Below are 16564 nucleotides of genomic sequence, written 5' to 3' on the forward strand. Positions count from 1 at the left end.
GTGAGAATTTAACCATTCATAGGGAGCGATACTAAGTGAAACAAAAAGTGATGAGAGACGCTTGGATGGTTACTAAAAAAGATTTGAAGAGCGAAAGATTTATGATTCTATGGTCAATTATCTTTATGGTTTATACAGGAGGAGCGACTGGAACTCTAATTGAGAGCGGGCTGAGTCATCAAGACATGGAACAATTCTTTAGCCCCTTCGTTGATAGTATGATGCTTATGCTTATTCCTATGCTGGGGTTTTATTTCTCCAGGAAGTCGTTCAAGTATTTAACAGAGGACTCATATACACAGATGCTTGCGTACTTCCGAACATTACCTATTGCCCCTAATGTCATTATGAGAGCTAGACATATACAGTTGGGAATCGCATTCATTCTGAACAGTATCGTCTTTTTTACCGTCATATATGTTAGTAGTTATCATATTCGATTACAATTATCGATCTTACCGTATATGGCCTTCGCTCTGATATGGATTGGATATTCAATAGCAATAAATGGGTTATATATCTACTTAGAATTTTTGTGTAACGGGAAGAAATATTTCTGGATGACGATGTTCCTTATGTTGATCACGGTCATTGTAGGTTTAGGGATACACTTTATGGGTGTAAATATACTGGAATTAACATTAGATAGTGCCAAAGCGTATGGATTCGGATCACCGTTCATGTGGGCTGCTCTGATCGGGGGAGTAGTTACCCTAGTTCTATGTGGCAAGTTAACACTTCATAAGCTCCAGATGAGAGATCTGGTTTAACAAGGAAATATAACTGAATAGAGTGTAGAAGTGAGGTGTGAAAGGTGTGGATTCCAATTCAAATTAATGAGAATAGTGCGGAGCCGCTTTATCATCAAATTGAGACCCAATTGAGATCGCTCATTATTAATGGACAGATTGAAGAAGGCAAACTTTTACCATCGATCAGGGAATTTGCTGGGGGATTGAACTGTAGTGTCATTACCGTTAGAAGAGTGTATCAGGATTTAGAGAGTGAAGGACTTCTGAGAACGAAGCAAGGGACAGGAACCTTTGTTGCTAAAGTTGGGCAGCCACAACGTGAAATATTTCGAAGGGAAGCTGTAGAAGAAGCCCTAAATAAGGCAGTTGATGTTGGGATCTCTGTTCAGTGTAGTGAGGAAGAATTGAGCAAATTGTTTCTGAGCATTGTGAATCGTAAATATCATGGTGAGGAAGGGGATGAGTAACACATATGGATCAGATCGCAATTGAGCTCCGAGGTGTCAAGAAGGAACGTCGAACCACAACGATTGGGCCACTTAACCTCTCCATTCCTCAAGGCTATGTGATTGGAATGGTCGGTGAGAACGGCGCAGGTAAAAGCACATTAATTCATATGATGATGCAGACCATTATTCCAGATGAAGGAAGTATACAATGGTTCGGAGAATCTTACCAGAGTCCCCTCCCCCTAGGAATTAGACGGAATATTGGATATGTAGCTGAAAATACGAATAGTGAGGAAAATAACTTAACCGTAGAGGAGGCATCTAAATTCCGAGCCTATTGGTACCCTGAGTGGGATCATGAGTTGTTCGAAGAACTGATGACGAAGTTCAAGGTTCCGCGTGGGATGAAGTTGAGCAAGATGTCCAAGGGTGAAAGGCGAAAGTTCGAAATATCAGCGGCGCTGGCGCCTCATCCCAAGCTATTACTACTTGATGAGCCTTCTTCTGGGTTAGACCCTTTTGCCTGGAAAATGATGATGGATGTCCTTAATGAGTATATGATGCAAGGGGATACAACGATTCTGTTGTCCACTCATATTGTAGATGAAGTCAGAAGGCTTGCCGACTACATTATGCTTATGCATCAGGGGCAAGTATATGGCATGTTGGAGAAAGACAGTCTCATGGATAACTGGAAAGAAATATGGGTTAGTGGTGATGCCGATTTGGTAGAGGATTTACCAGGAGTGATAGAGTGGCATCAGGAATCTAAGGGTGTATTGCGAATAATTACGACGGAGTGTCTAAGTGTTGAACGAATTCTTCAGGAATCTGGGATTGCTATTATCAGGACACGAGGTCTAGAGCTTGATGAAATATTAAGTCTATGGATACAAAGACAAATAACTGCCTAAGTGCAGTGAGAGAGGGGTAATATGAATATGGAATCTTTGAAATTGGAACATGTAGTCAAGCAATACGGAGATAAGACAGCAGTAAATCAATTGTCTCTGAAGGTAGAAGAAGGGGAAATCTACGGACTTCTTGGCGCTAATGGAGCGGGTAAAACAACAACAATGAGGATGGTGCTAGGTCTCATTTATCCTGATGGTGGGGAGATAAGTTATAACGGTAAACCACATAGTGCAGAACTTCAGCAAATTATGGGGTACTTACCAGAGGAACGAGGACTTTATCCGAAGGTTAAGGTTAGTGAACAGATTACTTATTTAGCACAGCTTCGGGGAGTGTCTAAGAAACAGGCAGATAAGAACCTTCGTTATTGGCTAGAACGCTTTGAAGTTCCTGAGTATTATGATAAAAAAATAGAAGAGCTCTCCAAAGGTAATCAGCAAAAAATGGGCTTCATAGCTGCTGTAGTACATAGTCCTCAAATTCTTATACTAGATGAAGCATTCAGCGGCTTGGACCCTGTAAATGTAGAGCTATTAAAGTCTACAGTTAAAGAACTACGCGATAAAGGAACTAGCATATTGTTCTCCACTCACCGCATGGAGCATGTAGAGGAACTATGCCAGAACATTACGATTATGCATCGTTCGAATCCGATCATTCAAGGAAGATTGAAAGAAATCAAAGGCAGATACCCGCGTGAGCAAGTCATTCTTAACACAACAAGTGAAGTTACAGGCATAGAGAATATTGCGGGTGTAACGAAGGTAGAGCCACAAGAACAGGGAGGATATGTAATTACCATATCTGACGCATCAGCAGCGCAGCTTATATTGCAAACGGCTATGCAACAAAGTGTAGTAGAGCGTTTTGAAATAAAGGAACCCACATTAAATCAAATATTTATTAAAGAGGTAGGTGAGTCTAATGAATAAGATGGGGACTGTAATTGGATTTACATTTCGAAATAAAGTGAAAACCAAATCCTTCCTAGTAACGACCATTATTCTAGCATTAATCATGTCCATTGGTATTAATATTCCGTATTTCATACAGTTATTTACGGGGGATGACTTGAAGAATGAAGTTACAAAAATCGGTCTTGTATATGAGCAACAAGTCGAGCTGGCAGATCAATTGGATTCATATTGGCAAGCACAGAAGAGCGGCGACTTCACCTTCGTGAAATATGATATGGCAAATGAAGAAACCTTAAATAAAGATATTGAAGAAGGCAAAATCGAAGGTTATCTACAGTTTGTATCAGATGAGAAAGCAGTGTTCCCAGCTGTTCTTTATTCTTCTGACGAAGAGAACGGTCTGAGTCCAGTAGTTCAGGCAGATTTAACGGGTGCATTACAAGCTGTTAAGATGCAATATATTGTAAAGGGTGCACTAACTGCGGAACAGACAGCAGCGTTGGCAACCCCGGTGCAGTTGGATTCACGTCAAGTAAATAATACTTCGACGGATGTGCCTGATACAGAAGAAGAGGTTGCTCAGAAAGTGATCAATTATGGTGTGGTCTACGTGTTGTTAATTCTGTTCTTCTTCACTTCGATCTCTACTGGAAATATGATTGCCTCTGAAGTAACAACGGAGAAGAGCTCACGGATTATGGAAATTCTAATTACGAGTGTGTCACCAATTTACCAAATGTTCGGAAAGATTATAGGGATGTTCTTAGTAGGATTAACACAGATCGCTGTATTTATTATAGTAGTCATAGGGAATGTGATGATGCCGCAAAATAAAGCCATCCTAGCCGACTTTGACCTAAATCTTTCAAATGTAAGCATAGATGTGCTAGTCTACGGATTTATCTTCTACTTGCTAGGTTACTTCCTGTTTGCCGTATTATTCGCTGCAGTCGGTTCTATCGTTAGCCGCACAGAAGACTTAGCACAAGCGGTTATGCCGATTACGATGCTGACCTTAGCAGCATTCTACATCGCAACATTCAGCTTCGGAGTACCTAATTCCATGCTAATGAAAGTAGCAACCTATATCCCGTTCTTCTCACCTACTACGGTGATCGTCCGAATCGGTGTTGGAGATATCGCTATTTGGGAGATCTGGGTATCCATACTTATCTTAGTTGTATCTATTCTCGTATTAGGTTGGTTATCCGCGAAGATCTACCGTACAGGTGTACTGATGTATGGTAAACGCCCAACCATGAAAGAACTTCGTAAAGCGATGAAGGCTTATAAGATATAGATTTAAGTTTGAGAATGTGTGTAAACTTTATGGTATATTGACGTTCGCTTGAGTGTATAATGGCATTAGCTTTAGGTTATAATGGCATTGAATTTAAAACCCAGTTGCAGCATTTCCTTGCTGTAACTGGGTTTTTCTTTTGAACTGTACTGAATTCAATTGTTATGGAGTAGTTAATTTAGCCCAAACTGCACTTTCTATAATAATGACGTTTCTATGTAAAGTGAGGTTTTTGTTACACAGTAAAGATACATACAGTAGTATTGTTCAATGACATTATAGATATGGGGGAAATCTTGAGGGGATAATCAAAAAATCAATGGAATGAAGATTAATGAAAAATAAAGTTAAAAGCTACCCAAAAAGCAGCCATCTTAATCATCAATGAAATGAATGTCAGATGAAAATAAAGTATTAAACTCTTCATTAAGCTCCCATGAAAATTAAATTAGCTCAAAACCTGAAAAAGAGCAAAATAAAGTAGACCCAGAATAACACTTTTAAAAAAAAAGCTGAGCCTCGTGAGTAATCCATATAGAACTTGTAAGATCTTTAAAAAAAAGCAAAAATATCTTTGACAACAAACATAAAGGCAGGGCTGGTGCAACAACCAAAAAAGGATTAATCTCCCATGAGTGCTACCCATATAGGGCGCGACATTCTGTGATGCACCGTGGTGGTCGGAGTCAGACTAACGGTTGGGCTCTATGGCACGATAGCTTATCGACCTTCTTCGCCAGCCGTACAAACAGTATAGACAGTGGCATCCATTTTCATCCTCTGTGGTGCAGCGCTGTTCTTGCGCTGCATGTATGGCTAACGGGCAGTATAGCGTAATAGTCCTCTTCTTTATATATATGATACAATACCCCATAAAGGGATGTGGATTGTCTTTTACATGAAGAGGGGATTGTTAATGCAAACAGTTTATATAGTGTCAGGACCAGCAGGAGTCGGAAAGTCAACGACTTCAAGTATATTAGTGAGTGCCTTAAAAAACAGTGCAAATATTTCAGGTGATGATGTAAGCCATATGCACATTAATGGTCGTCAGAAGCCTTGGGAGAGTGAACTGGAGTTATCCCTTATTTGGAATAATATCTTGAGTCTTACTCAAAATTTCCTTCTCAATGGAATTGATGTTGTAATTGATTATGTTACTTTCCCAGATGAGGCATATTGGCTTAAAGATAAGTTGAAGGGGTTAACCGAAAATGTCGTCTATGTGGTTTTATGGAGTGACCATGAGACTCTGTTAAAAAGAGACCAATTGAGGTTGCCCGAACACCAGATGGGAGAGCGGTGTCTTATTTTAATCGAAGAATTCAAAGAATCAGGATTTAAAAATAAACATTTGCTCGATACGAGTAAGACAATTGCTGATGGTATCCATCTAGTTATCGAAGAGATTGTAAACAATAAACAATACAGGTTAGAGGATTAAGCTAGCGGGAAACATTGGTTGAATATCAGTCAACATATTAATTGTCGCCTTTTTTCTGTCGCATCCGGATGAAACTACGCACTTCTTCTTGAACTAACGGGCAGGATAGTTTAACAAAATATGGAATTGGACTAGGAGATTTGAATATCTGATTTAAATAGAAATGAGGAAATATCAATGGTAACTATACAAAAGGTCGAATATGATCAAAAATCAACTTTAAGAAATCTCCTCGAGCTGTATAATTATGATTTTGGTGAATTTGACCCAGAAGATGTAAATGAAAACGGCTTATATGGTTACTTGTATCTGGATCACTATTGGACAGAAGAAGGCAGACATCCCTTTTTTATACGTGTAGATGGAAAACTCGCTGGATTTGCGCTAGTAAGAAGGATTGGAACAAATGAACATATTCAACCAATTTATTCGGTGGCTGAATTCTTTGTAATGAAAAAATACAGGAAACTTGGAGTAGGTCTAATCGCTTCTAATGAAATATTTAATCGATTCTGCGGAATTTGGAAAGTTGCTCAAATAGAGACTAATAAACCAGCCCAAATATTTTGGAGAAAGGTAATTGAAAGATATACAAATAACGGCTTCGAAGAGGTTAGAGAAGATGATTGGGATGGTCCAATACAAACATTTTCTAACGAAAATCATATAGTCATCGATTGAACTAAAGGGACACTATAGTTCAATAAAGAAAGGGCTGCCGTGAGGTAGCTCTTTGTTCAACTAACGGGCAGGATAGTATGGTGGCGATTAATTATCTTTACAAAAGCTTCCCTTTTCCACGTTTGACTCTGTATGATAGTACAGAAGATTTATCAAGGGGATTAATCTTTTAATAAATTAGAAATACGGAGGCTGAGTAATGCTAAACAAAATTGTCCCATATGAAGAAAACTATCATGATAATTTAATAGATATTTGGTACAAGGCTGTGTGTCATACACACACATTTTTGACTGATGAGGATATTGAATTTTATCATCAGATGCTTCAAAACGGAGCACTAAATGAAGTTGAGATTTGGTTGGAATTGAACGAAAATAAAGAACCGACAGGGTTTATTGGGCTTGACGGAGCAAAGATAGAGATGCTATTCGTAGATCCCAAATATCACGGAAGGGGTATAGGTAGTCGATTGATAAAACATGCCGAAAAATTAAAAGGCAGCAATCTCCAGGTTGATGTGAATGAGCAAAACGATGGAGCGTACACATTCTATAAACGGTTTGGTTTTGTACAGATAGGACGATCGGAATTGGACAGTTCAGGACGACCTTTCCCCTTACTTCATCTAGTAATAAAGAGTTAAGCTAACGGGAAACGATAGTTCTATAAGGAATTATTGGAGTCAGCCAACATATTAATTGTTGGTCTTTTTTCTGTCGTATCCGGATGATACTATGCACTTCTTCTTGAACTAACGAGCAGTAGAGCGTTAAATGGGAGAGTCTATTCGAATTCTTGCTGTGACACAAACAAAAAAATCAAGAAGACTTATTGGGTAATGTAGTGATAGTAAACTTTAGCTTCAAAAATAATGTGTATTCAATGAATTTGGAGAAACGATCCTTCTCGGATGAAAACATTATCATGGAATTAACTATTTTTAGCGATAAACAGTCTACAGATTTAACTGATGAGTTATATCAATTAAAGTATCAAAGAAATAGCTCCCCCCAGATAATCATAGCAGTAAAAATTCTTAAATAAAAAAGTGCTGAAGTTAGGCAGAATCTCTGCTAGCTTTCAGCACTTTTTGTTTCTCTCTTAATAAGCACTCAAAAAGGTAAGTGGTTTCATACTAAAAAACCGCAACTATTTTATCAAGTATTCCAGTAATATCAAGAAATACGATGATAATGACTAAAGGAATAATGAATCTCATGATAAAAAACCATATATTAAATGCAGTAGCCCCTAACCGAGAATGCTGTAATAGTTCCTCCCGCAAAGTGCTTTTCTTAATCTTAAGGGGTACGAAGATAGAGATTAACAACACGCCTAGTGGCATTAAAATATTACTAACTAAATAATCGGCTGAATCAAATAAATTGTTCGAGAAGATTAAAATATCAGCAAAAACACTATAGGATAATGCAGAGGGAATGCCTACTACAAAGATTAAAATACCAATCATAAATGCATATTTTTTTCTCTTCTCCTCTTTTCCTTTAACTGTAGATGCTACAATGATTTCTAACATAGAGAAAGCAGAAGTTAATGTAGCAAATAGAAATAATGCTAAAAAACCTAATAAGAAAACTTCTCCAAAAATAATTTGATCAAACACAGCAGGCAATACAACAAACAACAAACCAGGTCCTTCAGCGGGTTCTAAACCTAGTGAGAATACAGCTGGGAAGATTGCTAATCCTGCCAATAATGCGATCAATAAATTCATGGCAACGATTGAAATAGCCGGTTGAATTAAGCTTTCTTTTTTTGAAAGATATGAACTATAAGTAACCATTACGGATACTCCGACACTTAAGGAGAAGAAAGCTTGACCCATCGCAAACAGAATGTTTTGAGATGTGATTCTCGAGAAATCAGGTGCTAGAAAGAATTTCACACCTTCCATGGCGTTATCGAGTGTTAGTGAGCGAATGATTAGAACTATGAATAGTACGAATAACGTGGGCATCAAAATTTTACTCACTTTTTCAATACCATTTTGAATCCCTTTTGCTACAACTAAAACGGTGATAGCCAAAAATACAAATTGAGCTCCAATAACCAAGATAGGATTTCCAATCGTTATGTTAAAGACCGATCCATAATTGGCTCCCTCGCTAATGATTCCACCAAACAAACCTTTTACAAAATAGATAACAATCCAACCACCAATGACGCTATAAAAAGACAATAATAGGAAACAGGTAAATACCCCTAACTTTCCAATCCAATGCCACTTGCTATTAGGAGCTAAACTACGATAAGCACTAATGGCTTCCTTTTGTGTGCTTCTACCAATAACAAACTCTGCTAATAACAATGGAAAACCCATAAATAAAGAAAATAAGATAAATAGAAGAAAGAATGCACCGCCTCCACTTATACCCGTAACATAAGGAAGTTTCCATATTGCACCTACCCCTATAGCTGAACCTGCTGCTGATAAAATAAAACCAATCTTCGATGACCATTGCTCTGTTGTTTGCACGCTAATCCATCCATTCTTTTTTATTATGTCCTTTATAAAACAAAGTAAAAGACAGAAAAAAGCCACATCTCTATCTTTAACGATAGGGACGTGGCTCATCACGCGGTACCACCCTAATTGGAAACAATACGTGTTTCCCACTTGGTCAAATAACGGTTTGATCCGTTTTTATACTAATTTCAATAAGTTACAGTATAAAAAAAAGCTCCAAGAATGAAATTCACCTAGTCTTTGTATCAGTTTCCACCAACCACTGATTCTCTGTTAACAGGGAGACCGGCTTAATAAAGTTCTTGTCGTCGCTCATTCGATATTTATAATAATAAACGAAATTATAGTATGATAGCACCTAAAGGTCAACCCCTTTCACATGACACAACAATCCATATTGATCTGGATTGTTCTTTTTTATCGTTCAGTGAATGGTGAAGACTCCCCTCATAATATTTTTATTTCATATTAACAAACAGTGACTATAAGTAAATGAACTCCGTTTTCCGATAAAAAAGAGTACTAAAGAAATAGAAGGTTGGAGATGAGAGTAAGTGGGAATAACCAAAGGTCAACAGAACAAAAGCATCAGAAATATGTCTTTAAAGGTCAAGCTGCCGATACTTATAAGTGTGTTGGTGGCGATCGTATTAATCAGTTCTAGCTTTTTTACGTATCTGATAAGCTCTGAGTTATTGCTCAAGAAAAGTACAGATGAAGTAGTAGCCAATGCGAATCGGCTAGGTGAAGGCTTAGATAGCTCAGTTCAATTGTTGGAGCAGACCTCGCATTTGTTTGCAGTTAATGGTACGATTCGCAAATTACTTGTCCTAAGAAGTGAGAATGAAATGTCGGATGACGAATTCTTCTCTAAGAATAACGAAGAGTATACGGAATCTCTTGATCTATTACGGGAAAGCTTGGAGGTGACACAAGGCATTCAATCTTTGACAGTAACGGATACTAAGGGAATTATTGTCGCGAGCAGCTCCCCTGATAATGTCAAAGAAGATCGCTTTGATCGTGGATATTTGCAGGAGGCTCTGAAGGGGAATTTCAATGTCAGCGAAGCGCTCATATCAAGAACAACGAATGCTCTAATCTCTGTGTTTACACAGCCTATTAAAGATAGTAGTGGCCAAGTTATAGGTGTCCTACTCGTAACGGTTAACACCTCTTTTTTTGTGGAGAAATTGGATGATATCCAAATTAATGGTGAGGGAAAGATATCTATAATCGACCGATTAGGCACATATATTTATGAATCCACAGACAAGAGTCTAATTGGTCAAAAGATAAATGAGGAGAAATATTCAGAAGCCATTAGTGCACAAGCGACTGGAGATGTTGTTACGGACACAATTGATGATCCACTAAGTTATGTGCATTATACTAAGATTCCAGAGGCGGATTGGTCCGTTATTGTAGAGGATAGCTATAAGGATATTAAAAGGCCGCTTGAACAGCTTCTACAATACAGTATTATTGTAACATTAGTAGCTGTTATGATTGCTGTAGCTTGTGGTATATTCGTATCTCGTTCCATTACGAAACCGATTCTTCGATTAACCGGCTTATTCAAAAGGTTAGCTGCGGGGGATTTAACTGTATCAGCGCAAGGTAAGTACGATAGCGAATTCAAAGATTTGGCAGATAGCGTCAACGTTATGGTTGAGCAAAATAAAACACTAATTGGTAATATGAATGCATCGATCGAAGTATTAACCCTTAGTACGGCGGAGCTCGAATCTAACTCTAAGCAGACATCTCGTTCTGTTAATGAGACTTCAGCCACAACGATGGAGATTGCCAAGGCTATGGAGTCACAGGCTCATGATACGGAGCATATGGTCGGGAAGTTCAGCCAACTAGGCGATAAGATCTTTACGATTAATCATAGAGCACAGACGGTAAAAGGTAGCACCGAAGCAATAATGGAAGTATTCCATAGCAGCAAAGAGGTTATAGATAATCTTATGAATAACAACCGTAAGAACGAAGAAGAAGTTAGCATCATCTCATCTATTACATTGAAGTTGGAAGAGAGCTCTAACAATATCAGTAACATCACTGGGGCGATCTCAAACATTGCTAAACAAACAAATCTTCTAGCCCTCAACGCTTCTATTGAAGCTGCAAGAGCCGGCGAACACGGAAAAGGTTTTGCAGTAGTCGCTACGGAAATTCGGAAATTAGCAGAGCAAAGCTCTAAACAATCCAATGATATCTATGATATTATTCAGCAGACATTGCAGTTCGTGTCGGAGAACAACGATAGCGTGTTGGAGATTAAAGGAATCTCAGAAAAGCAGGATGAGTATGTAAATCATACGCAGGCAGCATTCCAAACGATTGTGGATAATGTAGTTGAAATTACAGAACAGATCAAAGAGATGGCTAGTGAGGTAGCCTCAATGGAGCAAGATAAGAATGAGGTACTAGACGCTACACAAGGTTTATCTGCTTCTGGTGAAGAAGTATCAGCATCGGTCGAGGAAGTAACAGCGACGATGTATGAGCAATCCTCAATGGTTCAGCAGCTTGCTGATATGGTGGGGACGATTGATCAGCTTAGCATTGAATTGAAAGAAGCCGTATCAAAATTCAAAATGAAATAAAAAATTCCAGATAGTCAAGGACCTACATGACATTAACGATTCAGCTTGTTAATGTCATGTGGGTCTTTTGCCTGTTCGTGTTATTAATGTTTTTGGAAACAGGGTTAGGATTCTTGAGCAAGTTAAAATAAGGAGATGTGGGAGGCGTTCTAATGGAATTCGTGATGATATGTTCAACTGTAGGTATTTTGGGTTTGATCAGTATCCTACATGTTTATTGGGCTTATGGGGGTCGCTGTTGTTTTCTTTCTTCGGGCGATAGGTGACTTTAGATATATAGGATTTTCAAGAAAATAAAGAACACTGTATTCGCTAGGAACGATACGTGGTTCTATAGTCCACTTTGTTTGTATTTCGGGTTAACATGTCTGATTATTTTGCTGTAGCATTGATGATAAACATGGCGGACATATATACGGAACTTCATTATATTTTATAAAACCCATTAAATGAATTGGTTTACAATATTTTCTTTTAAATATATAATTTGTTCAGGCTCCTTCTCGAATAATATGTATAAGGGGAGAACAAAATGAATATTGCGGCAATGAGAGAGAGTATTGATGATGAAATACGAGGAAGGGACCTTTTTGAGAAATACAACACGGTCTCGTCAATTGATATTTTAGAAGTTATACACTTAAAAGAGAGATTAGAGCAATTCAGTTGGGGAATATTTTATTTATACATACACTCCTTTAAGAATGATCATATAGGAAAGCAAGATATAGCTATTGCGGCAAACGTTGAAATGCTTTGCCTATCCTCAAAAATACTGGATGACTTTCTTGATGAAGATACTTCGATCAGTGAAATAATCAGTAAGCAAAATGTAGTTCTTTTGTTTACCAATTTATTGATTGAATCGTTGAAGCAACTTTGTAATCATCCCTCCTATGAGCATGGTCTTGTGTACTTGCAAGAAGCGATTTATGGAGAGTGGCTGGATGTTAATAAAACGGTGCTTGATGGTATTACTGAACAGGAGTACTTGGACAATATCATTCAGAAAACAGTCTCTATCTTTAAATTTGTAGCCATTTTTGCAAATCCGGAAAAACGGCCTCTTTGGGATGGTTTCTCAACTTATGCGGGTACAGCTATGCAACTGTCAAATGATATGAATGCTGTCTTTAATGATGACAAAAGCGATTTATTAAAATTAAAACCAACGCTTCCTTTGCTTAAATCACTCAATGTGCTGAATGAGGATAAAAAAGCGGAGATGGAAAGGATGTTCTCATCCATTCTGAAGGGCAACACATCTCTAGATCCGATTAGAGAAGCGATAATAGCTAGTGGTTCTTTAGATTATTGTCTGTTATTACGTGAATTGTATAAGGAGAAATGTATTGGATTGCTCAATGAACATTTTCCTGAGAAAGAGCTTTTAGTACAAGAGTTACTGGAATATTTGGAATTGGTAAATTAGATGAACAATAAGCTGATTGGCTTTATTCCTATCAATGCTATATTAATGATCATTACCATTGTCTATTTCAATAATCAGAATAGTAGTGGCTTGGCTAATGACGTTATTTTTAGTTGTTTTCTAATATGTATAGGCACCGTTGTATACTTGAATTCTTCCAAAATATCCGCCTCCAAATGGTTCATAATACTGATTTATATTACGGCATGGATATTGCTTTTGCTGAATGGGCCTTCCCGTATCTTCTTCGGGTTAAGCCGTATTCTCATGAGCTTGGCACCCATCGTACTATTTATTTTTTTTGTACACTTTACCAACATTCCTCGCAAACGTCTCTATAAAAAATGTTGTGTTTCACTGTGGATATCCGGCTTTCTTACTTTGATTGCTTTGCTTAGCTTTAATGAGTACCTAAGTTATTGTTTATTTATCCATCTCCTTTTTGCGATATTTTATTGCATTTACCTTTCATTCAAGTACAAGTCTAAACAGCGAAAAATACTAAGCCGGTATCAAACCATTTTAAACTTGGCGATGTTGGTGTCATTGCTACCCTTTATTATTACGCATACTTTTTTAAGAAAATTTCTTTCAGAAGAGGTTCAACTATATTCCATATATACATTTGTTGCTTTGCCTATTGTCGTTGGGTATATCCTAATTAACCGAAATGAATTGCAAATAGGTATCAATTATAGATTTTTAGCAAAGATTGCACTCATAACACTAGGTGAAGTTGCTATATTTATTATTTTTTGTATTTATGTAACGGATCTTTCCCTAATACAATCACTATTGATTTTGTTCGTAGTAAGTATCATATATTTTAGTTCTTTATTAATTCAAAGGCACTTTTCAACCCAACAATTATACATAGTGAATCAAACGAAGGAAAAGTTAGAGAAAGAACGACTCGAAATTTTGCAGAGAATTACTTACGATAGTTATCTGTCCACATTAAGCAATTTGATCAATCAATTCATTCAGAAAACGATTTCTTTAAATGGTACCTTAATTATCTGGAAAGAAAATCATCAGAGTTTTATCTTGGAGCAAAGTGGTGTATTTGAACATTTATCATTAAAAAAATATAACCAAAATCAGTTGAAAAGCACATTGCACACGATAACCTTTGGGCAAAAACAATATTTTTCATTTCCTTTAAAATATAAGAATATAGTTAATGGTTGGTTGATTATCGGCCAAAAATTAAATAAGGAAAAGTTCACGCCTGAAGATATCAATAAGATAACGATCCTAGCCGATACGATTTGTGAAATACTAAAAACAACAGAAATCCTGCATGGAAATCAGCAACGTTACATTCAATTGCCCAGCATAAAATATGACGAATATCTTAATATCACTTTGGTGCAAAAAGTTGAAGAAATCAGGCGGAATTTCGCTTTATATTTGCACGATGACATATTGCAATCGATACTTGCCGTTAAGAATATGACGGAATCATTGGTAACACCCCAGAAAGATACTCAGCAACTTATTATAACGACTTTCCAAGATTTAAATAAATCCATCAGAGAAAAAATGTTCGATATTTATCCCTCGACGTTGTCTGATCTGGGGCTTTATCAAAGCATTAGTATTATGTGCGAGAAATTGAAGCGAGAAGCTGTTCATCAGCCGCATTTAAAAATACGATTAGAAGCTGAACCCTTATTAGAAGTGGACAACAAACTGCAATATACTATTTTTAGAACGGTTAAAGAACTGCTACAGAATGCTATTAAACATGCTCAGGCTAATGAGATCAGGATCTCTCTTAATATGTTGAACAATCGAATTCTTATAATAGATGTCATTGATGATGGCAAAGGATTTGATATTGCAGCTGATCTCGAGAAAAACAGGTATACAAATCATATCGGGCTGCTAACGATTAAACAAGAAATAAATGATTTACAAGGTGAGTTCACCATTAAGAATAATATGGAATCCGGAACACATATTCAAATTAGAATTCCAATGAAAGGAAATGAGTAAACGATGCATATTATGTTATTTGATGATCATGAACTTTTTGCCAAAAGCTTAGAAATCTCAATTAGTAACAGTGTTACCAAATTTGAAACGTATACCTCTCCCGCAAACATTTTGAACATTCTAGAAAAAAAGCTACCGGACATACTGTTGATGGATATTCATATGGGTGATTTTAATGGGTTGGATATTTCGCAAATGATATTGGAAAAGTACCCTAGTCTGAAAATAATTTTTCTGTCCGGTTACGACTTGGTAGAGTATCATAATAAAGCTATTAAAATGGGGGCAAAAGGGTTCATTAGTAAAAATATATCGATTAATAGTTTGATTGGAAAAATAAAATTGGTTGCAGATGGTGCCATTATCTTTCCTAAATATGATTCTGAAATTGAACCACTCACAGATCGGGAGAAAGAAATTTTACAATTAACCTCAGAAGGATTAAGACAGCAGGAGGTTGCGGATAAACTATTTATAAGTCGCCGAACGGTCAATAATCATATTCAAACCATTAACGAAAAATTCAGTGTCAATTCTAGTATTGCCGCAACGGTACGTGGAATTGAGCTAGGGATTGTAAAATTAAAACATAAAAAATAAAGACTGCTTATCCTATCTAATCAGCTCTTGTTTTCCTGAAAAAACGACGAACTGCGCCTGCTACTGAGCGGCTTACAGTTTCGTCGTAACATCGTCACTATCTTCTTTAACAAATACTAATATGTCAGAGGGTAAACATTGCAAGTTGTTACATAATTGGTCCAATAATTCAAATCGTATAGACTTGTGCTTACCATTTTTTAGATTAGATAGATTTGATGGTGTAATACCTATTTTCTCAGAAAGTTCTATCAGTTTCATTCTTCTTTTTACCATGACTAAATCAAGATCAATTTTGATCAATAGTACGACCTCCCACTATATTTTCTTCCATATGATATTAGATTGTATACAAGAAACTTTTTATGTTAATGAGTATATTGTGCATTAGGTTGTATTTCTTCACTGTATCAATAAATTGTTATCATATTGCACAATTTACTCATTCTTATTTCCTTTTCTTGTAATATACTTCAATCAATAAACAGAAATGGAGGATGAAAATGATGAGGACGGATATGCTTTGGAATTTGGTACAGGAAGTGAGGGGTGGACAATTGCTTTTGGCGGATGTTCAAGCTAATGTCGCTCCTAATGTTTTTGAGAAGTTAACACTTATTTTAGGTAATTCACAGAAACAAAATGTTTCTAATTTTGTTAAAGCGTCCAAAGGAGAATGGCCAACCTAATCAGCTATATGTACAAGTAACCAGAACGGAAAATGCATTTTTCTAACTAACCCATGTCTTACAATGCGATGTACATCATGCGCTTATAGGAGTATTAATACATAAATCTTGGCTAGAGTCGTTCCAATTAGATGCCAGCGACTAGGTACTGAACATTTAAGTGAATGAATGATTAAGTATCTCAAATTTTTAATTATCCACGCTGCTGCTAAATGGGCTATTCCTTATTGTTTATAGGATTTCTATAACTTATTTCATGTCAATAACCCAGTTAA

Annotated in this window: 16 protein-coding genes and 1 other annotated feature; of the genes, 14 read left to right on the forward strand and 2 right to left on the reverse strand. The window is 36.9% G+C overall.

Annotated features, from left to right (window positions below):
* Positions 1–35: 35 nt before the first annotated feature.
* From UB51_RS24505 to UB51_RS24540, 9 genes are all read left to right on the forward strand, one after another.
* A complete protein-coding gene (locus tag UB51_RS24505; protein WP_044879543.1) occupies positions 36–770 on the forward strand; it encodes an RNA-binding protein in 735 nt (244 codons plus the stop codon).
* A 44-nt stretch (positions 771–814) separates the two neighbouring features.
* Complete coding sequence (locus tag UB51_RS24510) at positions 815–1219, forward strand: GntR family transcriptional regulator (protein WP_044879544.1); 405 nt, start codon at positions 815–817, stop codon at positions 1217–1219.
* Positions 1220–1224: 5 nt separating this feature from the next.
* Positions 1225–2115, forward strand: coding sequence for an ABC transporter ATP-binding protein (locus UB51_RS24515; RefSeq protein ID WP_044879545.1), 891 nt, complete (start codon positions 1225–1227; stop codon positions 2113–2115).
* Positions 2116–2142: 27 nt separating this feature from the next.
* Positions 2143–3048 carry an ABC transporter ATP-binding protein gene (locus tag UB51_RS24520; protein WP_044880416.1) on the forward strand — a complete coding sequence of 302 codons (906 nt, stop codon included), beginning with the start codon at positions 2143–2145 and terminating at the stop codon, positions 3046–3048.
* On the forward strand, positions 3041–4333 hold the full coding sequence (locus tag UB51_RS24525; protein WP_044879546.1) for an ABC transporter permease: 1293 nt from the start codon (positions 3041–3043) through the stop codon (positions 4331–4333). The genes UB51_RS24520 and UB51_RS24525 overlap by 8 nt, the downstream gene beginning before the upstream one ends.
* Positions 4334–4996: 663 nt before the next feature.
* Positions 4997–5170, forward strand: coding sequence for a hypothetical protein (locus tag UB51_RS28390; RefSeq protein ID WP_160297299.1), 174 nt, complete (start codon positions 4997–4999; stop codon positions 5168–5170).
* Between the two features lie 79 nt (positions 5171–5249).
* Complete coding sequence (locus tag UB51_RS24530) at positions 5250–5777, forward strand: nucleoside/nucleotide kinase family protein (protein WP_044879547.1); 528 nt, start codon at positions 5250–5252, stop codon at positions 5775–5777.
* Between the two features lie 177 nt (positions 5778–5954).
* Complete coding sequence (locus UB51_RS24535; protein WP_044879548.1) at positions 5955–6458, forward strand: GNAT family N-acetyltransferase; 504 nt, start codon at positions 5955–5957, stop codon at positions 6456–6458.
* 199 nt (positions 6459–6657) lie between these two features.
* The gene (locus UB51_RS24540; RefSeq protein ID WP_044879549.1) at positions 6658–7104 is read left to right on the forward strand and encodes an acetyltransferase; all 447 of its coding nucleotides are present in this window, start codon (positions 6658–6660) and stop codon (positions 7102–7104) included.
* Positions 7105–7596: 492 nt separating this feature from the next.
* On the opposite strand, the gene UB51_RS24545 is transcribed toward UB51_RS24540, so the two are convergent.
* A complete protein-coding gene (locus tag UB51_RS24545) occupies positions 7597–8958 on the reverse strand; it encodes a sodium-dependent transporter (RefSeq protein ID WP_044880417.1) in 1362 nt (453 codons plus the stop codon).
* An 81-nt stretch (positions 8959–9039) separates the two neighbouring features.
* Positions 9040–9267: a binding site (T-box leader), on the reverse strand.
* A 236-nt stretch (positions 9268–9503) separates the two neighbouring features.
* Between UB51_RS24545 and UB51_RS24550 the strand changes: the two genes are divergently transcribed.
* The 4 genes from UB51_RS24550 (at position 9504) to UB51_RS24565 (ending at position 15600) form a co-directional block, all read left to right on the forward strand.
* Complete coding sequence (locus UB51_RS24550) at positions 9504–11567, forward strand: methyl-accepting chemotaxis protein (protein ID WP_234405499.1); 2064 nt, start codon at positions 9504–9506, stop codon at positions 11565–11567.
* 532 nt (positions 11568–12099) lie between these two features.
* Positions 12100–12999, forward strand: a complete 900-nt coding sequence (locus UB51_RS24555; protein WP_044879550.1) for a class 1 isoprenoid biosynthesis enzyme — start codon at positions 12100–12102, stop codon at positions 12997–12999.
* 546 nt (positions 13000–13545) lie between these two features.
* A complete protein-coding gene (locus UB51_RS24560) occupies positions 13546–15000 on the forward strand; it encodes a sensor histidine kinase (protein WP_160297300.1) in 1455 nt (484 codons plus the stop codon).
* 3 nt (positions 15001–15003) lie between these two features.
* Positions 15004–15600, forward strand: a complete 597-nt coding sequence (locus UB51_RS24565) for a response regulator transcription factor (protein ID WP_044879552.1) — start codon at positions 15004–15006, stop codon at positions 15598–15600.
* 72 nt (positions 15601–15672) lie between these two features.
* Here UB51_RS24565 and UB51_RS24570 read toward each other — a convergent pair whose 3' ends face one another.
* Complete coding sequence (locus UB51_RS24570) at positions 15673–15903, reverse strand: helix-turn-helix domain-containing protein (RefSeq protein ID WP_044879553.1); 231 nt, start codon at positions 15901–15903, stop codon at positions 15673–15675.
* Between the two features lie 200 nt (positions 15904–16103).
* On the opposite strand from UB51_RS24570, the gene UB51_RS24575 reads away from it, so the two are divergent.
* Entirely contained in the window at positions 16104–16289 is a 186-nt protein-coding gene (locus UB51_RS24575) for a hypothetical protein (protein WP_044879554.1), read from the forward strand.
* Positions 16290–16564: the final 275 nt, after the last annotated feature.

It is taken from the genome of Paenibacillus sp. IHBB 10380 (assembly GCF_000949425.1).
In the GTDB taxonomy this organism is placed as follows: Bacteria; Bacillota; Bacilli; order Paenibacillales; family Paenibacillaceae; genus Paenibacillus_AQ.